The organism is Neobacillus sp. DHD-1R (assembly GCF_057747995.1).
In genome coordinates this window covers 5284169-5308023 of sequence record NZ_CM173232.1, presented here as the reverse complement: position 1 = coordinate 5308023, position 23855 = coordinate 5284169, and the positions used below count along the sequence as shown (strand labels likewise).

Below are 23855 nucleotides of genomic sequence, written 5' to 3'. Positions count from 1 at the left end.
TTGAACACAATGGTAAAAAGAAAAACAAAGTTTATCTGTCAGGAGTGCGGGTATGAATCTCCAAAGTGGATGGGGAAATGTCCGGGCTGTGGACAATGGAATAAGATGGTTGAGGAAGTAGAGGTAACAGGAGCTAATCGAAGAGGGGCCTTTTCCCATTCTGATAGTAGCTCGGGGATTTTGGCAAAACCGATGCCGATTACTTCAATAGAAATGGAAAATGAGCCAAGGATTCTAACTGACCTAAACGAACTTAATCGTGTTTTAGGCGGTGGTGTGGTAAAAGGTTCATTAGTCTTAATTGGCGGTGACCCAGGGATTGGAAAATCTACTCTTCTTCTTCAGGTATCTTCACAGCTTGCTAATAAGGGTAACCAAGTATTATACATATCCGGTGAAGAGTCATTAAGGCAGACAAAGCTCCGTGCGGAACGCTTAGGAATTGCAACAGAACATCTGTTAGTCTATTCAGAAACGAATTTGGAGGAAATTAACCGGACTATCGAGAGTACCAATCCCAATTTTGTGATAATCGATTCCATTCAAACGGTTTTCCACCCAGATGTTACCTCAGCGCCTGGCAGTGTCTCACAGGTCCGTGAATGTACCTCTGAATTAATGCGGATTGGGAAAACAAAAGGGATTGCCATTTTTATAGTTGGCCATGTGACCAAAGAAGGTTCAATCGCGGGTCCAAGACTGTTAGAGCATATGGTTGATACGGTTCTTTATTTTGAAGGAGAAAGACATCACACTTATCGCATCTTACGTGCGGTGAAAAATCGCTTTGGCTCGACAAATGAGATGGGGATCTTTGAAATGAAGGAATTTGGTCTGGAGGAAGTAGAAAATCCTTCGGAAATCTTCTTGGAAGAACGCTCACGCGGGGCAGCGGGGTCCACCGTCGTAGCTTCAATGGAAGGCACTCGACCAGTGTTAGTGGAAATTCAAGCACTTATTTCCCCAACCAGCTTTGGAAATCCGCGGAGAATGGCAACCGGTATTGACCATAACCGTGTCCCATTGTTAATGGCGGTTTTGGAAAAGCGGGTCGGAATGCTGCTGGCGAACCAAGATGCCTATTTAAAGGTGGCTGGCGGGGTGAAATTGGATGAACCAGCCATTGATTTAGCGATTGCGGTAAGTATTGCCAGCAGTTTTAGGGATAAGCCGACAAGACCAACCGACTGCATTATAGGCGAAGTGGGCTTAACAGGAGAAGTAAGAAGAGTCTCGAGAATTGAGCAGCGTGTACAAGAGGCGGCAAAGCTTGGTTTTGAACGGGTCATTTTACCTGCTAATAATTTAAGCGGCTGGACAGGGCCTCAAGGAATCGAACTTATTGGTGTTTCCTCCGTTAGTGAGGCACTCAAAGCGGCATTAGGAGGGTAGCAGATGGAAAATAAAAAGCTTGGCGAACAATCTGTAAGTGATGTTTTGCAGTTTATTGCTCCTGGTACACCAATTCGGGAGGGAATTGATAATGTCCTTCGTGCCAAAACGGGAGGGCTCATTGTAGTTGGCTATAATGAAAAAGTGAAAAGCATCGTTGATGGGGGCTTTGAAATCAATTGTCCGTTTTCGTCAAGCTTTTTATATGAACTAGCCAAAATGGATGGAGCTATCATCCTAAATGAATTAGGGAACAAGATCCTGTTTGCCAATGCGCAGCTTGCGCCTAATTCTGATATCCCATCTACGGAAACAGGGATGCGGCATCGCACGGCTGAAAGAGTCGCTAAACAAACCAAATCACTTGTAATTGCTATTTCACAACGGAGAAATGTGATCACACTGTATCAAGGAAATTTCCGCTATGCGTTAAAGGACATTGGCGTTATTTTAACAAAAGCCAATCAAGCCATTCAAACGCTTGAGAAGTATAAAGTGGTGCTTGAACAAAGCATTACTAATTTGAGTATCTTAGAGTTTGAGGAATCCGTCACCTATAACGATTTCCTCCTTGTGCTCCACCGTTTTGAGATGGTCTTAAAGATTAAGAATGAACTATTAAACCTTTTGCATGAATTGGGGACAGAGGGCCGGCTTATCCGGCTGCAAATGAATGAAATCTTAATAGAACTAGAAGAAGAAATGATGCTTATTATTAAAGATTATGCCTTCGAGCGTGATATTCAGGCTCATGATGTTCTTCAAAGGATGCAGTCAATGGCAACCAGTGGAATCATGGAAGATATGGTTATATTAAAACTTATCGGTTATTTAGGTTATGTTCATCTTGATGAATATAAAAACCCGCGTGGCTATCGTATCCTTCATAAAATTCCGAGACTTCCCTCGATTATCATTGAAAACTTAATTAACCGCTTTGGTGAGTTGTCGAGGATTATTTCAGCAACAGTGGAAGAACTCGATGAGGTGGAGGGAATCGGCGAAGTTCGTGCCAAAAAAATTAAAGAAGGTTTTAAATTAATTAAAGAGCGTCTTTATACAGATCGGCATTTATAAAAAAATTATTGAAAAAACAATGGCTGTGTGCTAAAATGCCCGTTTCATTTGTTTAACCCAAAAATTTGCTATTGCTACCCAATGTAGAGTAAGATTTTAACATAACACGTTTATTTCAAGCCTTTTACATTTTAGAAAAATAATCGCGAAATCAAGGTTTCAATTTTGGGAATTTGTTTATAATGAATTAGAGGAGGTGAAGGAATGTTAAAACGAATTGTGCAGGCATGCTTCCTCATAATTGGAGGTACGCTTGGAATCCTGTTATTACCGGAATTGTTGAAAGTACTTAATATTAATGACATTCCACTAATCAATAATTCATATGTTACTGCTATTATAGGTGCTCTTATTTTTTATCTTATTACCTTTTGGGCAGTAGATTATGTCTTTAATTTTATTAAATGGGCTGAAGATTCTTTAGTGAAAATTCCGGTGACAGACGTACTATTTGGTAGTGTTGGCTTGATTTTTGGTTTGTTTGTAGCCTTTTTGGTTGGTTTTGCTCTTAATGCTGTTCAGGTGCCTATTCTAAATGCGGTAGCACCGATTTTATTGACCCTTTTGTTTGGGTATCTCGGATTTCAGGTTGGCTTTAAAAAACGGGATGAGCTGTTAGGGTTATTTGGAAACCGCGGTGGAAAGAAAAAGGCCGGGGATGAAGAGGCCGAAAAAGCAGCTGGTAAAGCGTTAAAAATATTAGATACAAGTGTTATCATTGATGGACGAGTAGCCGATATTTGTCAAACTGGATTTTTAGAAGGAACGATTGTAATCCCGCAGTTTGTCCTTGAGGAATTACAACATATCGCAGATTCTTCTGATGTTTTAAAACGAAATCGCGGCCGTAGAGGCTTGGATATATTAAATAGGATTCAAAAGGAACTCTCGATTAATGTAGAAATTTATGAGGGCGATTTTGAAGAGATTAGTGAAGTAGACTCGAAGCTCGTCAAACTAGCGAAAATAACCAATGGGATCCTCGTAACAAATGATTTTAACTTAAATAAAGTATGTGAATTTCAGAATGTCTCTGTATTAAATATCAATGATTTAGCTAACGCTGTGAAGCCGGTTGTTCTCCCAGGTGAGGAATTGACGGTTCAAGTGATTAAAGACGGTAAAGAATATCATCAAGGTGTCGCCTATTTAGATGACGGAACGATGATTGTGGTCGAAGAAGGAAGAGAATTTATTGGTAAAAGAATTGAAGTCCTTGTTACCAGTGTTCTTCAGACATCTGCAGGCCGGATGATTTTTGCAAAACCAAAATTATTGGAGAAAGCTTTGTAGATTTACAAAAAGTGAGTCCATTCATTTACAGGCACTGATGGGACATTAAAGCGCCTTGGTCAGGTACAGAAGATAGACAGATAGGGGTTTTTATAATGACTTACCAAGTCATTCTCCCGGCTGCTGGCCAGGGGAAAAGAATGCGAGCGGGGAAAAATAAGCTTTTATTAGAGGTTAACGGGATGCCTGTCCTGATTCATACATTAAGGTTATTTGAAGAAGATGAGGCGTGTAAAGGAATTATTTTAGCCATTTCTCCCCAAGATGAGAAGGAAATTTCAGGGCTGCTTGAAAAATATGCCGTGACGAAAGTATTAAAGTTAGTGCCAGGCGGGGAAGAACGCCAGCATAGCATTTATAATGCACTGAGAGCAGTTGACACGAATGGAATTATTCTTGTCCATGATGCAGCACGTCCGTTTATTCAAAAGGAACATATCCACCGTTTAACAAAAAAAGCAGAGGAAACAGGTGCCGCTATTATTGGTGTCCCAGCTAAAGACACCATGAAAAAGGTTAAAGATGGTGTGGTAGGGGAGACTGTCGACCGTTCAAGCTTGTGGGCTGTGCAAACCCCACAAGCTTTTCGCATTTCCTTATTGAAGGAAGCCTATGAAAAGGCAGACAAGGATCATTTTCTCGGTACGGATGACTCAAGTCTAGTTGAGCGCCTTAATCATCCTGTGTCCATCGTAGAAGGAGATTACGATAATATCAAACTTACTACACCTGAGGATATATACTTTGCCGAGGCCATTATAAAAAAGAGAGAGAAGGAGTTTTGCTGATGTTTCGAATTGGACAGGGCTTTGATGTTCACCAATTAACAGAGGGACGACCGCTTATCATAGGCGGCATTACGATCCCTTACGAAAAGGGACTACTAGGGCATTCAGATGCAGACGTTTTATTACATACGGTTTCAGATGCATGTCTTGGTGCGATTGGGGAGGGAGATATCGGCAAACATTTCCCTGATACAGATCCGAATTTTAAAGATGCCGACTCGGCAAAGCTGATGGAGCATGTCTGGCAATTAGTTAAAGATAAGGGGTACGAGCTTGTTAATGCTGACTGTACCATTATTGCTCAAAAACCGAAAATGGCCCCATATATTGAGCAAATTCGGACAAGGATTGCTGAATTACTAGAAGCCACAACAGACCAAATAAATGTAAAAGCAACCACGACGGAGAAACTCGGTTTCACCGGCAGAGGCGAAGGAATTGCCGCACAGGCTGTAGTATTATTAAAAAGGCTCTGATTGATAAACGACATTGTTAATGGAGGGAATCGGCGAGACTCCTGCGGGAGAACGAGCGAGGCAAGACCCCACAGGGAGGAACGACCGAGGAGGTTTGCCCGGTCGCCCGCGGAAAGGGAGCTGATTCCATCCATATTCAACAGAAAAATTATCAGACCATTAAAAAAGAAGAACATAAATCTTTAACAGTGAAAAATACAATGGTAAAATTATCAGTTGAAATCATTTAATTTATGGAGGCATTATTATTATGTCAAACGAAGTTCGTGTAAGGTATGCTCCAAGTCCAACGGGACATTTACATATTGGAAACGCCCGTACTGCCCTATTTAATTACTTATATGCTCGGAATAACCAAGGTAAATTTATTATCCGTATTGAAGATACAGATAAAAAACGGAATATTGCAGGCGGCGAGGAAAGCCAATTAAAATATTTAAAATGGCTTGGAATGGATTGGGATGAAAGTGTCGATGTCGGCGGGGAATATGGCCCGTACCGTCAATCGGAACGAAATGATATATATGAAACTTACTACAATCAATTAGTAGAAACGGGTCATGCCTATAAGTGCTATTGCACCGAAGAGGAAATAGAAGCAGAGCGTGAAGCTCAAACGGAGAGAGGCGAAACTCCTCATTATTCCGGAAAATGCCGTCACCTAACAGAAGAAGAACGTCGCCAATATGAACAAGAAGGCCGCCAGCCCAGCATTCGTATAGCGGTTCCGGCTGGGAAAACCTATACCTTTGATGATATGGTAAAGGGAGTCGTGTCGTTCGAATCTGAAGGAATAGGCGACTGGGTCATGGTGAAGAAGGATGGAACCCCTACCTATAACTTTGCTGTAGCAATTGATGACTATTTAATGAAGATCTCCCATGTCCTGCGTGGTGATGATCATATTTCTAACACCCCGAAACAATTAATGGTGTATGAAGCGTTAGGCTGGGAACCGCCGATATTTGGTCATATGACCTTAATTGTCAATGAAAGCCGCAAAAAATTAAGTAAGCGGGATGAATCTATCATTCAGTTCATTGAACAATATGAGGAATTGGGTTATCTTCCAGAAGCACTGTTTAACTTTATCACCCTTCTTGGCTGGTCACCGGCTGGTGAAGAGGAGCTATTTTCAAAAGAAGAATTCATTAAGATATTCGATGCCAATCGTCTTTCAAAATCACCGGCATTATTTGATAAACAAAAGCTTACATGGATGAACAACCAATACATGAAAAAAATTGAGGTTGACCGTGCATTAGAGCTTGCCCTTCCACACTTAATTAAAGCAGAACGTGTAAGTGAGAGCATGACAGATGAGCAGCATCAATGGGTTCGCAGCTTAGTCGCTCTTTTACAAGAAAAAATGAGCTTTGGTGCTGAAATTGTGGAATTATCGGATATGTTCTTCCAAGAGGATGCAGTCTATGAAGAAGAAGCGAAAGAAGTTGTAGCAGGAGAAACGGTTCCTGAAGTATTAAAGGCCTTTTCGCAAGAGCTTGACCAGCTTGATAGTTTCCAGGCGGATGGAATCAAAGCAGCCATGAAGGCTGTCCAAAAGTCTACGGGCCAAAAAGGTAAAAATCTGTTTATGCCAATTCGGGCAGCGGTAACAGGTCAAACCCATGGACCAGATCTGCCACAAACGATCGAATTATTAGGAAAAGAAAAGGTTCAAGCAAGAATTGATAAATTATTAGTTAACATTATAGAGAAAATGTAATATAGTATAAGCAATAAGAAAAGCGAAAGCGCTCGTTCGCTGGAGCTGAACTGTAATCGAAGTCCAATGTAAAAAAGTTAATATGAGTGATAAAGCGTTGAAGAGGAAAAGTAAAAATAGGATGCTTTAAAGAGAAAACCATCACCGGCTGAAAGTGGTTTAGGCCTCTCCTAATTTGAAATGCACCTCTGAGCCCCATTTCGAAAAGAGTCAACTTCGAGTAGATTTGGGCGGAACAATCCGTTAACAAGTAAGAGTGAGACTTTTTTAGCTCCCGCACGTATTCGTTAGGAACGGCTATGTGAAGCTAATTAGTCTAATCAGAGTGGAACCACGCACAAGCGTCTCTGTCAATTATGACAGAGGCGCTTTTTTATTATCAGGTCGTTCCATGGTAGAGGTGGCGTAAGATCGCCAAAGGGGTTATGGCTAAAAACTAAGGGGGGAATGGCAATGTTCAAAAAGATGAGAGAGGACGTCGAGGTTGTTTTTGAACAGGATCCTGCGGCAAGAAGCACATTTGAAGTGATCTTGACGTATTCCGGATTACATGCTATTTGGTCACATCGGATTGCTCATGCACTATTTAATCGTAAATTATTTTTTCTTGCCCGTGTCATCTCACAAGTGAGCCGCTTTTTTACGGGAATTGAAATTCATCCTGGGGCAAAAATAGGCAGTAGATTTTTTATTGATCACGGTATGGGAGTGGTCATTGGGGAAACATGTGAAATTGGGAATAATGTAACCATATACCAAGGGGTTACACTAGGGGGAACAGGTAAAGAAAAAGGAAAGCGGCACCCGACTATAAAGGATAATGTTCTTATCGCCACGGGTGCGAAGGTGTTAGGCTCGATTACAATTGGGGAAAATTCTAAAATAGGCGGCGGCTCTGTTGTCTTAAAAGAGGTACCTCCAAACTCAACAGTAGTGGGAATCCCTGGACGGGTTGTAATCCAGGATGGCATAAGGATTGATAAAGCCAAAGATCTAAACCACAGTGATCTTCCAGATCCAGTGGCCGACCGCTTAAAAGAAATGCAAAATGAAGTCAATCAGTTGAGACAAGAGCTGAAGGAATTAAAAGACGAAAGGATTAAAGTCGATGAGCATTCAAATTTATAATACACTTACACGTAAGAAGGAAGCATTCATACCCCTTGAAGAAGGAAAGGTAAAAATGTATGTCTGCGGTCCAACGGTTTATAATTATATTCATATAGGCAATGCCCGTCCAGCTATCGTGTTTGATACAGTCCGCCGCTACTTAGAATACCGTGGTTTTGCCGTACAGTATGTTTCCAACTTTACTGACGTCGATGATAAACTGATTCGGGCTGCACATCAATTGGGTGTGGATGTTCCAACCGTTGCGGATCGATTCATTAATGCGTACTTTGAAGATGTGACCGCATTAGGCTGCCAAAAGGCTGATATCCATCCACGTGTCATGGAAAATATGGATATCATTGTTGATTTTATTGATCAATTGGTTAAAAAAGGCTATGCCTATGAATCAGATGGAGATGTGTATTTCCGGACGAGAAAATTTGATGATTACGGAAAGTTATCCCATCAGTCGATTGATGACCTGCAGGTTGGGGCAAGGATTGAAGTGGGCGATAAAAAAGAAGATGACTTAGACTTTGCCTTATGGAAAGCGGCTAAGGAAGGGGAAATCTACTGGGAAAGTCCTTGGGGTCCTGGCCGCCCAGGCTGGCATATTGAGTGCTCAGCAATGGCGAAAAAGTATCTAGGTGAAACCATTGATATTCATGCAGGCGGACAGGATTTAACTTTTCCACACCACGAAAATGAGATTGCTCAATCCGAAGCATTGTCTGGAAAGCTATTTTCTAAATACTGGATGCATAATGGCTATATCAATATTGATAATGAAAAAATGTCTAAATCACTAGGGAACTTCGTTCTTGTCCATGACATTATTAAAAGACATAATCCGCAAGTTTTACGGTTTTTTATGCTATCTGTTCATTACCGTAATCCTATTAATTATAGTGAGGAGTTATTAGACAGTACAAAGGCTGCTTTTGAACGTCTAACCACTTCTTACCAAAATCTGAAACATCGCAAAGAAGCAAGTACAGATTTAACCAATAATAATCAAGAATGGCTTGATAAAATAAAAGTCCTACAGAATCAATTTATTGAGGCGATGGATGATGATTTTAATACAGCATTAGCCATTTCTATTTTATTTGATCTTTCCAAGCTGGCAAATTATTATCTTTTAGAACAAAATACAGCTGTGGAAGTAATTGATGCATTTACAAACCATTTTGATGAGTTATTCCGCGTGTTAGGCTTAACACTTGGAAGTGAAGAAATGCTAGATGAGGAAATTGATGCACTAATCGAAAAGCGGAACCAGGCACGGAAAGACCGTAACTTCCAGTTATCCGACCAAATTAGAGATCAATTGAAGGAAATGAATATCATTTTAGAAGACACTGCACAGGGTACAAGATGGAAAAGAGGCTAATACATGTTTGATTATGAAAATAACATCGATGCCAAACAATTGAATAGTCTCGCCCTTGCCTACATGGGAGATGCAGTCTTTGAGTCGTATGTAAGACGGCACCTTCTTTATAGTGGAAAGGTCCGACCGAATCAATTACATCGTTTAGCAACAGGCTACGTTTCAGCAAAGGCACAGTGCCAAGTTCTGTTTCAAATGATGGACGATCATTTGTTAACGGAAGAAGAGTTGGCTGTTGTTATGCGTGGCAGAAATGCAAAGTCAGGAACGGTTCCGAAAAATACAGATGTCCAAACCTATCGGTACAGTACGGCATTTGAAGCATTAATGGGGTATTTATTTTTAGAGGGTCAAAATGACCGTTTAGAAGAGCTAGTGATGAAGGCACTTCATTATGTTGATGAAAAGAAAGGAGGAATATCAATATGAATCAAGAATACATCGTTGGAAAAAATCCGGTTATTGAAGCACTGAAATCGGAACGAGATATTAATAAAATCTTAATTGCCGAAGGTTCCCAGCGAGGTCAAATGCAGCAGATTACGCAATTGGCCAAAGAAGCAAATGTGCTTGTTCAATTTGTACCAAAGAAAAAAATTGATCAAATCGCTGAGGAAAACCATCAGGGTGTTCTTGCCTATGTTGCAGCCTATCAATATGCAGAGATGGATGACTTATTTGCCGCAGCAGAAAAGAAGAATGAACCACCCTTCTTTTTGTTATTAGATGAAATTGAGGACCCTCATAACCTGGGTTCGATTATGAGAACGGCAGATGCAGTGGGGGCACATGGGATTATTATTCCAAAGCGAAGGGCTGTCGGCTTAACAGCAACAGTTGCCAAAGCATCAACAGGTGCGATTGAATATATCCCGGTTGTCCGCGTGACCAATATGGCACGTACCATCGATGAATTAAAAGAACGCGGTGTGTGGATTGCCGGAACAGATGCCAAGGGGAAACAAGATTACCGTCAAATAGATGGGACACTGCCGCTAGGCTTAGTTATAGGCAGCGAAGGAAAAGGAATGGGACGGCTAATTGGCGAAAAATGTGATTTTCTTATTCATTTACCGATGGTCGGAAAAGTGACCTCGTTAAATGCATCTGTGGCAGCATCTTTACTTATGTATGAGGTATATCGAAAACGACAGCCGCTTGAGAGGTAGCATATGGATATTCTGCTTGTCGACGGTTATAACATTATTGGTGCCTGGCCAGAGTTAAGAGTGTTAAAGGATCGTGATTTACCAGCTGCAAGAGATCGTCTCGTGGAAAGAATGGCAGAATACCAAGCTTTTTCTGGTTACCGTGTCATTGTTGTATTTGATGCCTATGAGGTGCAAGGAACAGAGAAAAAGTATAAAAACCATAAAGTCGAAGTCATTTTTACGAAAGAAAATGAAACTGCAGATGAGCGGATTGAGAAAATGGCCATCAGTCTAAGCAATCGAAAAACACAAGTCCATGTAGCCACGTCTGATTTTACAGAACAATGGGCAATTTTTGGACAAGGCGCTCTACGAAAATCTGCACGCGAGCTGCTAATTGAAATGGCAGAGATTGAAAAAGGCATTGAAAAAAATGTAAAGAAGATTCAAGAGAAAAAACCACCATCTAAAATACAGATTAGTGAAGAAATGGCTGAAATTTTTGAAAAATGGCGCAGAGGACAACAATGAGTACTCGACTTCAAAAAATTTCTAATGTATACTGAAGGTAGCTATGCATGTTCGGTGGAGGGGATCTACTTTGAGTACGGACTTCGGAACAAAGATGAACGAAGATTTTTTCACTATGGAAGATGAAGAAATAGTCGATTTGGTTCACCATGGTGATACTGAAGCACTTGATTATTTAATCCACAAGTATCGTAATTTTGTACGTGCAAAAGCAAGATCCTATTTTTTAATTGGTGCGGATAAGGAGGATATTGTCCAAGAGGGAATGATCGGCCTATATAAGGCGATTCGTGATTTTCGCGAGGACAAGCTTACTTCTTTTAAAGCGTTTGCCGAACTGTGCATTACCCGCCAAATTATCACGGCCATTAAAACTGCCACACGGCAAAAGCATATTCCGCTAAATTCGTATGTATCCTTGGACAAGCCTATTTATGACGAAGAATCCGACCGAACCTTGATGGATGTTTTATCAGGGGCGAAGATTCTTGATCCTGAGGAGTTAATTATTAATCAAGAGGAATATGATCATATCGAAGTTAAAATGACGGAATTATTAAGTGACTTGGAACGAAAAGTACTGGCCCTCTACTTAGATGGCCAATCCTACCAAGAAATTTCTGAAGAGCTTAACCGCCATGTTAAATCGATTGATAATGCCTTACAGCGTGTAAAAAGGAAACTGGAACGCTACTTAGAAATACGTGAATTTTCATTGTGAGTTTACTAGGACGGAAAGTTGTCCATTTCAGTAATCTAGTGAAGGGGTTATTGACATTAAATGGGGCTCATGTTACATTTTTAAAGATAAATGAGAAAATTGGTTGAAGGTGTCGAATATGAGCAAAAAGGTAATTCTGGCATGTGTTGATTGCGGCTCACGGAATTATTCGACCGTCAGCAAGCCAACACAAACGGATCGATTAGAACTGAAAAAATTTTGTAAGACTTGCGCAGCCCATACCATCCACAAGGAAACAAAATAAAGATAAATAGATACTAGCATTGCCTACTTAAGATAGTTGGGGGTTACGAAGATGCAACGCATTAAGAAATTCTTCAGTGATGTTATACGTGAAATGAGAAAGGTTAGCTGGCCAAAACGGAAAGAACTTACTCGTTCTACTGTTACGGTTTTGTCGACAGTTGTCTTTTTCGCAGCATTCTTTGCGGTTCTAGATTTAGGGATATCAAAATTGATTCGCTTAATTCTTGAATAATAAACCATCATTCATGGTATAATGAAAGTTAATAAAGGAAATTTCACCTAAAAGCCCGTACCTACGGGTTTTTTTGATTGAAAAAATTGCAGGGAGGGACGGACACTAGTCCTCTTAAATGGAAAAGAATTGGTATGTAGTTCATACTTACTCAGGCTATGAAAATAAAGTAAAAGCCAACTTAGAAAAACGTGTGGAATCTATGGGTATGTCAGATAAGATTTTCCGTGTTGTTGTGCCTGAAGAAGAAGAAACAGAAATTAAAAATGGTAAGAAAAAGGTCGTAAAACGAAAAGTATTCCCTGGCTATGTGCTAGTTGAAATTGTAATGACCGATGATTCTTGGTATGTTGTCCGGAATACACCGGGTGTAACAGGATTTGTGGGCTCTGCTGGTTCAGGCTCTAAGCCGACACCATTGCTGCCAGAAGAAGTAAGCAATTTACTGAAGCGCATGGGCGTGGAAGAAAAACGTGTCGATGTCGATTACGAAATCGGCGAAACCGTACGGGTCAAGGAAGGTCCATTTGCAAACTTTACTGGGTCCATTGAAGAGATGGACAAAGATCGCTCAAAACTCAAAGTTCTTGTCAATATGTTCGGACGGGACACTCCGGTTGAACTTGATTTTACGCAAATCGATAAGCTTTAAAAAAGTGTAAATATGAGAAATAGAAGAAAAATAATCTGATATTGTAAAAAAACTTGAAATCATATTTAAAAAGTGTTAATATTTCATAGGTCAGTATGTCTCCAAGTGAGACAAGACTTTTGTGAAGTTCTTTATGATTATGATATAAAGACAGATGCCTGAGTGGGAGGGGTCCCAAGGGTTCCCTATTACCACATCACGGACTTTAAGGAGGTGTGTCTCGTGGCTAAAAAAGTAATTAAAGTCGTTAAATTACAAATTCCTGCTGGTAAAGCAAACCCAGCGCCGCCAGTTGGTCCTGCACTAGGTCAAGCCGGTGTTAACATCATGGGATTCTGTAAAGAATTTAACGCTCGTACAGCAGATCAAGCTGGATTAATCATTCCTGTTGAAATTACGGTATTTGAAGACCGTTCATTTACATTTATTACGAAAACTCCTCCTGCTGCAGTTCTATTGAAAGTAGCAGCTGGAATTCAGTCTGGTTCTGGTGAACCTAACCGTAATAAAGTGGCAACAGTAAAGCGTGATACAGTACGCGAGATTGCGGAACAAAAAATGCCTGACCTTAACGCAGCTAGCGTTGAAGCAGCAATGCGCATGGTTGAAGGTACTGCACGCAGCATGGGTATCGTTATCGAAGATTAATCCATGTAACTATTGCTTTGTGCAATGAAAGGGTTGCGACGTTTAAATGTACTCGCAACCTTTGTTCTGTCTAGCAGCGGCGCTTAGCTTATTGGGGAGCGCCTTCGCTTTTCGGAGTGGGAGAATAATTCGCTAAAACCACAATCTAGGAGGAAATGAAAATGGCTAAAAAAGGTAAAAAGTATTTAGAAGCTGTTAAGCTTGTAGATCGCCTAAAAGCATACCCAATTGCAGAAGCAATTGACCTTGCAAAGAAAACGAACTACACAAAATTTGATGCAACACTTGAAGTAGCTTTCCGTTTAGGCGTTGACCCTAAAAAAGCTGACCAACAAATCCGTGGCGCAGTAGTGCTTCCTAACGGAACTGGTAAAACTCAACGCGTGTTAGTATTCGCGAAGGGTGAAAAAGTGAAAGAGGCAGAAGCAGCTGGTGCTGATTATGTCGGTGATTCTGAGTACATCAACAAAATCCAACAAGGCTGGTTTGAATTTGATGTAATCGTAGCAACTCCTGATATGATGGGTGAAGTTGGTAAACTTGGTCGTACATTAGGACCTAAAGGCTTAATGCCAAACCCTAAAACAGGTACTGTTACATTTGATGTAACAAGAGCAATCAATGAAATCAAAGCTGGTAAAGTTGAATACCGTGTTGACAAGGCTGGAAATATCCATGTGCCAATCGGTAAAGCATCTTTTGAAAACGAAAAGCTTATTGAGAACTTTACAACAGTATTTGAAACAATGGTAAAAGCGAAACCATCTGCAGCAAAGGGTACTTATATGAAGAACGTAACAGTTGCTTCAACAATGGGACCTGGTGTGAAGGTAGATCCTTCCTCTGTAGCAGTTAAGTAATTATTACCAATTGACAATCTAGACAACATTATATATAATCAATTTTGTTGTTTAAAATAATAAACATTTGTACTGTAGACAGCAGGGGCGTAATTGCTTAATTTCCTGCCGAGGTAATGCGATAGAATTGGCTGTTAAAGCAGCTGTTGTATGCAACCTCCATGTCTTTGATTGATATGGAGGTTTTTACTTGGCAAATAAATTCTTATTTGCATAAGTGCAACTATGCCACTGACTTCGCCTTTCGGTTTGTCAGTCGGCAAGTTTGCTTTACCTGGTATAAATGTAGAAATTCTACAGGAGGTGTAAAGATGAGCAGTGCAATCGAAGCAAAAAAACACATCGTTGACGAAATTACTGATAAATTAAAGGCTAGTGTATCAACAGTTGTTGTTGATTACCGTGGTCTTAAAGTTGCTGAAGTAACTGAACTTCGTAAACAACTTCGTGAAGCTGGCGTTGAATTCAAAGTTTATAAAAACTCAATGACTCGCCGTGCTGCTGAAGCTGCTGAGCTTTCAGGTTTAAACGAAGCGTTAACAGGTCCGAACGCAATTGCATTCAGTACTGAAGATGTAGTAGCACCAGCTAAAATCTTGAATGACTTTGCGAAAAAACACGAGGCGCTTGAACTAAAAGCAGGTGTAATCGAGGGAAATGTAGCAACAGCTGAGGAAATTAAAGCTCTTGCAGATCTACCATCTCGCGAAGGTTTGCTTTCTATGTTACTCAGCGTACTACAAGCACCAATTCGCAATCTTGCTCTTGCTGCAAAAGCTGTGGCAGATCAAAAAGAAGAACAAGGCGCGTAAGCTAACACTTACAGTCTAACAAAATAAAACGTAACGAAAACTAAGGAGGAAACTTAATCATGACTAAAGAACAAATCATTGAAGCAGTTAAATCTATGACTGTTTTAGAACTTAACGATCTTGTAAAAGCAATCGAAGAAGAATTCGGCGTAACTGCTGCAGCTCCTGTAGCAATGGCAGGCGGAGCAGGTGCTGCTGCTGTTGAAGAACAAACTGAATTTGATGTTGTCCTTGCAAGCCCTGGCGACCAAAAAATCAAGGTTATCAAAGTGGTTCGTGAAATCACTGGCCTTGGTCTTAAAGAAGCAAAAGACCTTGTTGACAACACTCCAAAAGCTGTTAAAGAAGGCGTTTCTAAAGAAGAAGCTGAAGAAATTAAAGCTAAACTTTCTGAAGTTGGAGCTAACGTTGAAGTTAAGTAATTTTGCTATAAAAAAGCTCGCTGCATAGCGGGCTTTTTTTGGCTTAAATCATATACGATGCATCTTTTAGGTCCTCTATTATCTTCAATATCTACGCTCCGGAGGTGAGTCTAATGTCCGAACACTACTATTCTCGAACACAAAAGGTGGAGAGCGATCCGAAATTTTGGGATTTCACCTTACGAAAGCATTCTTTTCGCTTTAAAACCGATAATGGTGTTTTTTCAAAAAGAGAAGTAGATTTTGGCTCACGTTTACTCATAGAGTCTTTTAGTATGCCAGAGGTGGAAGGGAATGCTCTTGACGTAGGCTGTGGCTATGGACCAATTGGTTTATCCATTGCGAAAGATCATCAAGGTCGTATGGTTCACATGGTTGATGTTAATGAACGAGCCATCCAGTTAGCGAAAGAAAATGCTTCCTTAAACCGTATCGAAAATGTTGATATTTATGAAAGCGACCGCTTGTTAAATGTAAGGCAAAAAAACTTTGCTGCTATTTTAACAAACCCGCCGATTAGAGCTGGGAAAAAGACTGTTCATGACATATTTGAGCAAAGCTATGAGCATCTTGTTCAACATGGTGAGCTTTGGGTTGTTATTCAAAAGAAGCAAGGGGCTCCCTCTGCAATTGAAAAATTAGCTACACTATTTTCCGATGTTGAGACTATTGACAAATCAAAAGGTTATTTTGTCATTAAAGCAATAAAATAGTTGACTCGTGAATGTCGTTGTGGTAGCATTATAAAATGCCATCATAATAATTTCCGAATTATTCCTTAAAATACTTATTTTTTAGTATAAAAAAGGTATAAGAAGGAAATGATGACAAAATAATAATCCAAATGTGAAAATGTGGTTTTTGAGTAAAAAACCCTTTTTCTTTTTGTCTACTAGGTTGAGCTTTTAGTTCTCCTATTAGTCCTTAATAGATTTATTAAAAAACGCTTGATTTGAGGGGTGAATCAGTTGACAGGTCAACTAGTTCAGTATGGACGACACCGCCAACGAAGAAGTTACGCACGAATCAGTGAAGTTTTAGAATTACCAAATCTTATTGAAATCCAAACCTCTTCATATCAATGGTTTCTGGATGAGGGATTGCGTGAAATGTTTCAGGATATTTCACCAATTGAAGACTTTACTGGTAACCTATCACTGGAATTTATTGATTACAGCCTTGGCGATCCAAAGTATTCGGTTGAAGAATCAAAAGAACGGGACGTTACATATTCTGCTCCATTACGTGTAAAAGTACGTCTTGTAAACAAAGAAACAGGTGAAGTAAAAGACCAAGATGTCTTTATGGGTGATTTCCCACTTATGACAGAAACGGGTACGTTTGTTATAAATGGGGCAGAGCGCGTTATTGTTTCACAATTAGTGCGTTCACCGAGTGTTTACTTCAGTGGAAAACTTGATAAAAATGGAAAGAAAGGATTTACAGCGACTGTAATTCCGAACCGCGGCGCTTGGCTGGAGTATGAAACAGACGCCAAAGATGTCGTATATGTGAGAATAGATCGTACTCGGAAACTGCCCGTTACGGTTCTTTTGCGTGCACTTGGCTTCGGCTCTGATCAAGAAATCCTTGAATTGATTGGAGATAACGAGTACATCCGTAACACACTGGAAAAAGACAACACGGAAGGTGTCGATAAGGCCCTTTTAGAAATTTATGAGCGTCTTCGTCCAGGTGAACCACCTACGGTTGATAATGCAAAAAGCCTATTAGTGTCTCGTTTCTTTGACCCTAAACGCTATGACCTAGCGAATGTAGGCCGTTATAAGATTAATAAAAAGCTTCATATTAAAAACCGCTTATTCAATCAGCGTTTAGCCGAATCGCTTGCCGATCCAGAAACTGGTGAAATTATTGCAGAAAAGGGAACTGTTCTAGATAGGAGAAACCTTGATAGAATTATTCCTGCTCTTGAAAAGAATATTAATTTCAAAGGCTTTAACCCTTATGGCGGGGTAGTAGATGAGGAAATCACTCTTCAAGGCATTAAAATTTATGCTCCTGGGGATGAAAACGAAAAGGTTATTAATGTATTGGGTAATGCCTATGTGGCAGAACCAATTAAAAATATCACTCCGGCTGATATCATTGCATCGATCAGTTACTTCTTCAATTTATTACATGGAGTAGGCGATACAGATGATATTGACCATTTAGGTAACAGACGTCTTCGTTCTGTTGGTGAGCTGCTTCAAAACCAATTCCGTATTGGGTTATCCCGTATGGAGCGTGTGGTTCGTGAAAGAATGTCTATTCAAGATACAGCAACGATTACACCACAGCAATTGATTAATATTCGTCCGGTTATTGCGTCTATTAAAGAGTTCTTTGGAAGCTCTCAATTATCTCAGTTCATGGACCAAACCAACCCGCTTGCTGAATTAACTCACAAGCGTCGTCTATCAGCATTAGGACCTGGTGGTTTAACTCGGGAACGTGCAGGGATGGAAGTCCGTGACGTTCACTATTCTCACTATGGCCGGATGTGTCCAATTGAAACGCCAGAGGGTCCAAACATTGGTCTGATTAACTCGCTTTCATCATATGCAAAAGTAAACCGTTTCGGCTTTATTGAAACACCGTATCGTCGGGTTGACCCAGATACAGGAAAAGTTACTAGCCGAATCGACTACTTAACAGCAGATGAAGAAGATAACTATGTAGTTGCTCAAGCGAATTCTCGTCTAGGTGACGATGGTACCTTCCTCGATGATGAAGTTGTTGCTCGTTTCCGTGGTGAAAACACAGTTGTTAAGCGCGAACGCATTGATTATATGGATGTATCGCCTAAACAGGTAGTGTCTGCAGCAACAGCATGTATTCCGTTCCTTGAAAACGATGACTCCAACCGTGCTTTGATGGGTGCAAACATGCAGCGTCAAGCAGTGCCGCTCATGCAGCCAGAAGCTCCTCGGGTAGGTACAGGTATGGAATATGTATCAGGAAAAGACTCTGGTGCAGCCGTTATTTGTAAGCAGGATGGAATTGTTGAACATGTTGAAGCTCGTGAGGTTTGGGTTCGTCATACTAAAGAAGTAGATGGTCAAGAAGTAAAAGGCGACCTAAAAAAATATAAACTATTAAAGTTTATTCGTTCTAACCAAGGTACTTGTTATAACCAACGACCTATCGTTGCGGTAGGTGATCGTGTGAAGAAAGGCGAAATTCTTGCTGATGGTCCTTCTATGGAATTAGGTGAGTTAGCACTTGGACGCAACGTTCTTGTAGCCTTTATGACATGGGATGGTTATAACTATGAGGATGCCATCATTATGAGTGAGCGTCTTGTAAAAGATGATGTTTACACATCCATTCATATTGAGGAATACGAATCAGAATCTCGTGATACAAAACTAGGGCCTGAAGAAATTACCCGTGACATTCCAAACGTTGGGGAAGATGCTCTTCGTAATTTGGATGAGCGCGGTATTATTCGCACTGGTGCTGAAGTAAAAGATGGTGATCTCCTTGTTGGTAAAGTAACGCCAAAAGGTGTTACGGAATTAACAGCTGAAGAACGACTGTTACATGCTATCTTTGGTGAAAAAGCGCGTGAAGTTCGTGATACTTCGTTAAGAGTTCCACATGGCGGCGGCGGTATTGTTCATGATGTTAAAGTCTTCAATCGTGAAGATGGCGACGAACTACCACCAGGAGTAAATCAACTTGTTCGTGTCTATATCGTTCAGAAACGTAAGATTCACCAAGGGGATAAGATGGCTGGACGTCACGGTAACAAAGGGGTTATCTCACGGATTTTACCGGAAGAAGATATGCCTTATTTACCAGACGGTACACCAGTAGACATCATGTTAAACCCATTAGGGGTGCCATCACGTATGAATATCGGGCAGGTGCTTGAGCTTCACTTAGGTATGGCTGCAAGATACCTTGGTATTCATGTTGCTACTCCTGTATTTGATGGAGCGCGTGAAGAAGATGTTTGGGGAACGATTCTGGAAGCAGGTATGGATCGTGACGCTAAAACAGTTCTATATGATGGCCGTTCTGGAGAACCATTTGATAACCGTGTATCTGTTGGTATCATGTATATGATTAAACTTGCACACATGGTTGATGATAAACTCCATGCTCGTTCGACAGGACCTTATTCACTTGTTACGCAGCAGCCACTCGGCGGTAAAGCTCAGTTTGGCGGTCAGCGTTTTGGTGAGATGGAGGTTTGGGCACTTGAAGCATACGGTGCAGCATACACACTTCAAGAAATTCTTACTGTTAAATCAGATGACGTTGTTGGTCGTGTGAAAACATATGAAGCGATTGTTAAGGGTGAAAATGTTCCGGAACCAGGTGTTCCTGAGTCATTCAAAGTATTAATTAAAGAACTTCAAAGTCTTGGATTGGATGTAAAAATTCTTTCAGGTGATGAAGAAGAAATTGAAATGCGCGATATGGAAGATGAGGACGACTTACAACAAGTCGATACATTAAATATTGTTCCTGATGCACAAAGCTTTGAATCAGAAAAGGTTGGTTCAAAAGAGTAATTTCTTAAGCTGCAGCGCACGCTGGGCCGTGCGCTGTTGCTATTTTGGGCAATAAGGGTAAAACCTGGAGATCGAAAGGGAGGTAGGCCCCTTGCTAGACGTTAATAATTTTGAGTATATGAAAATTGGTCTTGCTTCACCGGATAAAATCCGTTCATGGTCATTCGGAGAAGTGAAAAAGCCAGAAACCATTAACTATCGTACCTTAAAGCCTGAAAAAGACGGCTTATTCTGCGAACGTATTTTTGGTCCTACTAAGGATTGGGAATGTCATTGTGGAAAGTACAAACGTGTCCGTTATAAAGGCGTAGTTTGTGACCGTTGTGGCGTTGAAGTCACCCGTGCAAAAGTTCGCCGTGAACGTATGGGGCATATCGAATTAGCTGCACCTGTTTCACATATTTGGTACTTTAAAGGAATACCAAGCCGAATGGGTCTTGTCTTAGATATGTCTCCTCGTGCTTTGGAAGAAATTATTTACTTTGCATCCTATGTTGTAACAGAATCAGGCGATACAGCTCTTGATAAGAAGCAGCTTTTATCTGAAAAGGAATACCGTGCTTATCGTGAGAAGTACGGCAATAAATTTCAGGCTGCTATGGGAGCTGAAGCAATTAAAAAGCTTCTATCGGATATCGATTTAAACAAAGAAGTTGACATCCTAAAAGAAGAATTGAAAACGGCACAAGGACAACGACGTACTCGTGCAATTAAGCGTCTTGAAGTGTTAGAAGCATTCCGTAATTCTGGTAATGAGCCTGATTGGATGATTCTAGATGTGCTTCCAGTTATTCCTCCGGAACTTCGTCCAATGGTTCAATTGGATGGAGGAAGATTTGCAACTTCAGATTTAAATGATCTTTACCGTCGTGTTATTAACCGTAACAATCGCTTAAAGCGTTTATTAGATCTTGGTGCACCTAGTATTATCGTTCAAAACGAAAAACGGATGCTTCAAGAAGCAGTAGATGCATTAATTGATAACGGACGTCGTGGACGCCCTGTTACTGGTCCTGGTAACCGCCCGTTAAAATCACTTTCTCATATGTTAAAAGGAAAACAAGGTCGTTTCCGTCAAAACTTACTTGGTAAACGTGTTGACTATTCTGGCCGTTCCGTTATCGTTGTAGGTCCAAACTTAAAAATGTATCAGTGTGGTCTTCCAAAAGAAATGGCCTTGGAGTTATTCAAGCCATTTGTTATGAAGGAACTTGTAGAAAAAGGGTTAGCACACAACATTAAATCGGCTAAACGAAAAATCGAAAGAATTTCTCCTGATGTTTGGGATGTGTTAGAAGATGTAATCAGAGAGCATCCTGTTCTTCTTAACCGTGCCCCTACATTGCATAGATTAGGAATTCAGGCATTTGAACCAACACTTGTTGAAGGACGGGCAATTCGTCTTCACCCACTTGTATGTACTGCATACAATGCTGACTTTGATGGTGACCAAATGGCTGTTCACGTACCGCTTTCAGCTGAAGCACAAGCAGAAGCTCGTCTATTGATGCTTGCGGCACAAAATATTTTGAACCCTAAAGATGGTAAACCGGTTGTTACTCCTTCTCAGGACATGGTATTAGGAAACTATTACTTGACCCTGGAACGTGAAGGTGCAATTGGTGAAGGGATGGTCTTTAAAGATACTAGCGAAGCTATCCTTGCTTATCAGAACGGTTTTGTTCATTATCATACACGTGTTGCGGTTCATGCTGGATCATTGGGTAACGAAACATTTACGGACGAACAAAATAATAAGTTATTAATCACAACAGTTGGTAAACTTATTTTTAACGAGATTCTTCCTAAATCATTCCCATATATCAATGAACCAACAAGACAAAATTTAGAAGTCGAAACACCTGCGAATTATTTTATTGAAAAAGGTGAAGACGTAAAAGCGAAAATTAAAGATATGTCATTGATTGATCCGTTTAAAAAGAAAATCCTTGGGAATATCATTGCAGAAGTATTCAAACGTTTCAAAATTACGGAAACGTCAAAAATGCTGGACCGCATGAAGGATTTAGGTTTTAAACATTCAACAAAGGCAGGTATAACGGTTGGAGTTGCTGATATCGTCGTACTTCCTGAGAAACAGCAAATTCTCCATGAGGCTCAAGAAAAAGTAGATAACGTTATGAAGCAATTCAGACGTGGTCTTATTACTGAAGATGAGCGTTACGACCGTGTTATTGCTATTTGGAGTGCTGCGAAAGATACCATTCAAGGAAAACTAATGAAGTCCTTGAATAAAACGAATCCAATCTTTATGATGAGTGATTCCGGTGCCCGTGGTAACGCCTCTAACTTTACACAGCTTGCTGGTATGCGTGGTCTGATGGCCAACCCGGCAGGACGTATCATTGAATTACCGATTAAATCAAGTTTCCGTGAAGGATTAACTGTATTAGAGTACTTTATCTCAACTCATGGTGCACGTAAAGGTCTTGCCGATACGGCTCTTAAAACGGCTGACTCTGGTTACTTAACACGTCGTTTAGTTGACGTTGCCCAAGATGTCATTGTTCGTGAGGACGATTGCGGTACTGACCGCGGCTTCTTAATCAGTGCCTTAAAAGACGGTACAGAAATCATCGAAGGATTAGACGAACGTTTAGTCGGCCGTTATGCTCGAAATGCGATTAAGCACCCTGTAACAAAAGAAGTCCTTGTACCTGAAAACGGCTTAATAACAGAAGATTTAGCAGAAGTTATTGTTGGAGCAGGTATTGAAGAGGTAAAAATCCGTTCTGCGTTTACATGTAATACTCGTCATGGTGTATGTAAGAAATGTTATGGCCGTAACTTGGCAACTGGGCAAGAAGTCGAAGTGGGCGAAGCAGTTGGTATTATTGCTGCTCAATCCATCGGTGAACCAGGAACACAGTTAACCATGCGTACCTTCCATACAGGCGGTGTTGCGGGAGACGATATTACCCAAGGTTTACCGCGTATTCAAGAAATTTTTGAGGCACGTAATCCTAAAGGTCAAGCACATATTACCGAAATTGAGGGTGTCGTGGTTGGAATTAATGAAGGCCGCGATCGCCAGCATGAAATCGTCGTTCAAGGCGAAGTTGAAACTCGTACTTATAATGCGCCGTATACTGCACGCCTAAAAGTAGCGGTTAATGACCATGTTGAACGTGGTCAAGAATTAACCGAGGGTTCAATTGATCCAAAAGAATTAATTAAAGTAAAAGACGTTACATCTGTCCAAGAATACCTATTGCGAGAAGTACAAAAAGTTTACCGTATGCAAGGGGTTGAAATTGGCGATAAGCACGTTGAAGTAATGGTTCGACAAATGCTTCGCAAGATTCGTGTCAGCGATGCAGGTGAAACGGATGTGCTTCCAGGTACACTCCTTGATATTCATCAATTTACTGATGCGAACGAAAAGGCATTGCTTGCAGGTAAATTACCAGCAACAGGTCGTCCGGTATTACTTGGTATTACAAAAGCATCTCTTGAAACAGATTCATTCTTGTCTGCCGCATCATTCCAAGAAACCACAAGAGTTCTTACAGATGCAGCAATCAAGGGCAAACGTGATGAGCTGCTTGGCTTAAAAGAAAATGTTATTATCGGTAAACTTGTCCCTGCTGGTACAGGAATGCAGCGTTACCGTAAAGCAGAACCAATTCTTCGCGATACCACATCCGAAGAAACAGTTGCAATTGACTAAAACTTATTGTACGGTACTTGCCTTGAAGGTAGGTGCCGTATTTTAAGGAATTAATTTCCAATAGCTTTGTTGAATAAAAAA

22 protein-coding genes and 2 other annotated features are annotated in these 23855 nt (G+C 40.6%); all 22 genes read left to right on the top strand.

Features of this window, described 5'->3' with window-relative positions; translation table 11 throughout:
- Positions 1-9: 9 nt before the first annotated feature.
- The 22 genes from radA to rpoC all read left to right on the top strand — a co-directional run bounded on the left by radA (position 10) and on the right by rpoC (position 23774).
- Complete coding sequence (gene radA / locus AC3ANL_RS26175; RefSeq protein WP_488327180.1) at positions 10-1392, top strand: DNA repair protein RadA; 1383 nt, start codon at positions 10-12, stop codon at positions 1390-1392.
- Between the two features lie 3 nt (positions 1393-1395).
- Positions 1396-2469: a DNA integrity scanning diadenylate cyclase DisA gene (disA, locus tag AC3ANL_RS26170; protein ID WP_488327179.1), complete on the top strand. Its 1074-nt coding sequence runs from the start codon at positions 1396-1398 to the stop codon at positions 2467-2469.
- A gap of 204 nt (positions 2470-2673) precedes the next feature.
- Positions 2674-3762 carry a PIN/TRAM domain-containing protein gene (locus tag AC3ANL_RS26165; protein WP_488327178.1) on the top strand — a complete coding sequence of 363 codons (1089 nt, stop codon included), beginning with the start codon at positions 2674-2676 and terminating at the stop codon, positions 3760-3762.
- Between the two features lie 95 nt (positions 3763-3857).
- Positions 3858-4550 carry a 2-C-methyl-D-erythritol 4-phosphate cytidylyltransferase gene (gene ispD / locus AC3ANL_RS26160; RefSeq protein WP_488327177.1) on the top strand — a complete coding sequence of 231 codons (693 nt, stop codon included), beginning with the start codon at positions 3858-3860 and terminating at the stop codon, positions 4548-4550.
- Positions 4550-5026 (top strand): 2-C-methyl-D-erythritol 2,4-cyclodiphosphate synthase, encoded by a 477-nt coding sequence (ispF, locus tag AC3ANL_RS26155; protein WP_488327176.1) that lies wholly within the window; start codon positions 4550-4552, stop codon positions 5024-5026. The genes ispD and ispF overlap by 1 nt, the downstream gene beginning before the upstream one ends.
- Before the next feature lie 250 nt (positions 5027-5276).
- On the top strand, positions 5277-6752 hold the full coding sequence (gene gltX, locus AC3ANL_RS26150; protein ID WP_488327175.1) for a glutamate--tRNA ligase: 1476 nt from the start codon (positions 5277-5279) through the stop codon (positions 6750-6752).
- A gap of 88 nt (positions 6753-6840) precedes the next feature.
- Positions 6841-7104 (top strand) — a binding site (T-box leader).
- A gap of 101 nt (positions 7105-7205) precedes the next feature.
- Positions 7206-7880 (top strand): serine O-acetyltransferase, encoded by a 675-nt coding sequence (gene cysE, locus AC3ANL_RS26145; protein ID WP_488327174.1) that lies wholly within the window; start codon positions 7206-7208, stop codon positions 7878-7880.
- Positions 7861-9258, top strand: a complete 1398-nt coding sequence (cysS, locus tag AC3ANL_RS26140) for a cysteine--tRNA ligase (RefSeq protein WP_488327173.1) — start codon at positions 7861-7863, stop codon at positions 9256-9258. The genes cysE and cysS overlap by 20 nt, the downstream gene beginning before the upstream one ends.
- A 3-nt stretch (positions 9259-9261) precedes the next feature.
- Complete coding sequence (locus AC3ANL_RS26135) at positions 9262-9687, top strand: Mini-ribonuclease 3 (RefSeq protein ID WP_488327172.1); 426 nt, start codon at positions 9262-9264, stop codon at positions 9685-9687.
- Entirely contained in the window at positions 9684-10427 is a 744-nt protein-coding gene (gene rlmB, locus AC3ANL_RS26130) for a 23S rRNA (guanosine(2251)-2'-O)-methyltransferase RlmB (protein ID WP_488327171.1), read from the top strand. Before AC3ANL_RS26135 ends, rlmB begins: the two co-directional genes overlap by 4 nt.
- 3 nt (positions 10428-10430) lie before the next feature.
- On the top strand, positions 10431-10940 hold the full coding sequence (locus AC3ANL_RS26125) for an NYN domain-containing protein (RefSeq protein ID WP_488327170.1): 510 nt from the start codon (positions 10431-10433) through the stop codon (positions 10938-10940).
- Positions 10941-11010: 70 nt separating this feature from the next.
- Positions 11011-11661: an RNA polymerase sporulation sigma factor SigH gene (sigH, locus tag AC3ANL_RS26120; RefSeq protein ID WP_488327169.1), complete on the top strand. Its 651-nt coding sequence runs from the start codon at positions 11011-11013 to the stop codon at positions 11659-11661.
- 118 nt (positions 11662-11779) lie between these two features.
- Complete coding sequence (rpmG, locus tag AC3ANL_RS26115) at positions 11780-11926, top strand: 50S ribosomal protein L33 (RefSeq protein ID WP_488327168.1); 147 nt, start codon at positions 11780-11782, stop codon at positions 11924-11926.
- Positions 11927-11977: 51 nt separating this feature from the next.
- Positions 11978-12160 carry a preprotein translocase subunit SecE gene (gene secE, locus AC3ANL_RS26110; protein ID WP_488327167.1) on the top strand — a complete coding sequence of 61 codons (183 nt, stop codon included), beginning with the start codon at positions 11978-11980 and terminating at the stop codon, positions 12158-12160.
- Positions 12161-12278: 118 nt separating this feature from the next.
- Positions 12279-12812: a transcription termination/antitermination protein NusG gene (gene nusG, locus AC3ANL_RS26105; protein WP_488327166.1), complete on the top strand. Its 534-nt coding sequence runs from the start codon at positions 12279-12281 to the stop codon at positions 12810-12812.
- Positions 12813-13034: 222 nt separating this feature from the next.
- A complete protein-coding gene (gene rplK / locus AC3ANL_RS26100; RefSeq protein WP_007085303.1) occupies positions 13035-13460 on the top strand; it encodes a 50S ribosomal protein L11 in 426 nt (141 codons plus the stop codon).
- 161 nt (positions 13461-13621) lie between these two features.
- On the top strand, positions 13622-14320 hold the full coding sequence (rplA, locus tag AC3ANL_RS26095; protein WP_488327165.1) for a 50S ribosomal protein L1: 699 nt from the start codon (positions 13622-13624) through the stop codon (positions 14318-14320).
- A gap of 54 nt (positions 14321-14374) precedes the next feature.
- Positions 14375-14518: a sequence feature (ribosomal protein L10 leader region), on the top strand.
- 113 nt (positions 14519-14631) lie between these two features.
- Positions 14632-15132, top strand: a complete 501-nt coding sequence (rplJ, locus tag AC3ANL_RS26090) for a 50S ribosomal protein L10 (RefSeq protein ID WP_488327164.1) — start codon at positions 14632-14634, stop codon at positions 15130-15132.
- A gap of 59 nt (positions 15133-15191) precedes the next feature.
- Positions 15192-15554, top strand: coding sequence for a 50S ribosomal protein L7/L12 (gene rplL, locus AC3ANL_RS26085; protein ID WP_488327163.1), 363 nt, complete (start codon positions 15192-15194; stop codon positions 15552-15554).
- A 113-nt stretch (positions 15555-15667) separates the two neighbouring features.
- Positions 15668-16267, top strand: a complete 600-nt coding sequence (locus AC3ANL_RS26080) for a class I SAM-dependent methyltransferase (RefSeq protein WP_488327162.1) — start codon at positions 15668-15670, stop codon at positions 16265-16267.
- 255 nt (positions 16268-16522) lie between these two features.
- Positions 16523-20083 carry a DNA-directed RNA polymerase subunit beta gene (gene rpoB, locus AC3ANL_RS26075; protein WP_488327161.1) on the top strand — a complete coding sequence of 1187 codons (3561 nt, stop codon included), beginning with the start codon at positions 16523-16525 and terminating at the stop codon, positions 20081-20083.
- A gap of 91 nt (positions 20084-20174) precedes the next feature.
- The gene (gene rpoC / locus AC3ANL_RS26070) at positions 20175-23774 is read left to right on the top strand and encodes a DNA-directed RNA polymerase subunit beta' (RefSeq protein WP_488327160.1); all 3600 of its coding nucleotides are present in this window, start codon (positions 20175-20177) and stop codon (positions 23772-23774) included.
- Positions 23775-23855 lie beyond the last annotated feature (81 nt).

Coding starts and splice junctions, on each gene's coding strand:
- rplL (WP_488327163.1), top strand. CDS start 15,192: ATGACTAAAGAACAAATCATTGAAGCAGTTAAATCTATGACTGTTTTA.
- AC3ANL_RS26135 (WP_488327172.1), top strand. CDS start 9,262: ATGTTTGATTATGAAAATAACATCGATGCCAAACAATTGAATAGTCTC.
- secE (WP_488327167.1), top strand. CDS start 11,978: ATGCAACGCATTAAGAAATTCTTCAGTGATGTTATACGTGAAATGAGA.
- radA (WP_488327180.1), top strand. CDS start 10: ATGGTAAAAAGAAAAACAAAGTTTATCTGTCAGGAGTGCGGGTATGAA.
- rplJ (WP_488327164.1), top strand. CDS start 14,632: ATGAGCAGTGCAATCGAAGCAAAAAAACACATCGTTGACGAAATTACT.
- rpmG (WP_488327168.1), top strand. CDS start 11,780: ATGAGCAAAAAGGTAATTCTGGCATGTGTTGATTGCGGCTCACGGAAT.
- rlmB (WP_488327171.1), top strand. CDS start 9,684: ATGAATCAAGAATACATCGTTGGAAAAAATCCGGTTATTGAAGCACTG.
- ispD (WP_488327177.1), top strand. CDS start 3,858: ATGACTTACCAAGTCATTCTCCCGGCTGCTGGCCAGGGGAAAAGAATG.
- gltX (WP_488327175.1), top strand. CDS start 5,277: ATGTCAAACGAAGTTCGTGTAAGGTATGCTCCAAGTCCAACGGGACAT.
- cysS (WP_488327173.1), top strand. CDS start 7,861: ATGAGCATTCAAATTTATAATACACTTACACGTAAGAAGGAAGCATTC.
- AC3ANL_RS26080 (WP_488327162.1), top strand. CDS start 15,668: ATGTCCGAACACTACTATTCTCGAACACAAAAGGTGGAGAGCGATCCG.
- nusG (WP_488327166.1), top strand. CDS start 12,279: ATGGAAAAGAATTGGTATGTAGTTCATACTTACTCAGGCTATGAAAAT.
- cysE (WP_488327174.1), top strand. CDS start 7,206: ATGTTCAAAAAGATGAGAGAGGACGTCGAGGTTGTTTTTGAACAGGAT.
- disA (WP_488327179.1), top strand. CDS start 1,396: ATGGAAAATAAAAAGCTTGGCGAACAATCTGTAAGTGATGTTTTGCAG.
- AC3ANL_RS26125 (WP_488327170.1), top strand. CDS start 10,431: ATGGATATTCTGCTTGTCGACGGTTATAACATTATTGGTGCCTGGCCA.
- AC3ANL_RS26165 (WP_488327178.1), top strand. CDS start 2,674: ATGTTAAAACGAATTGTGCAGGCATGCTTCCTCATAATTGGAGGTACG.
- rplA (WP_488327165.1), top strand. CDS start 13,622: ATGGCTAAAAAAGGTAAAAAGTATTTAGAAGCTGTTAAGCTTGTAGAT.
- ispF (WP_488327176.1), top strand. CDS start 4,550: ATGTTTCGAATTGGACAGGGCTTTGATGTTCACCAATTAACAGAGGGA.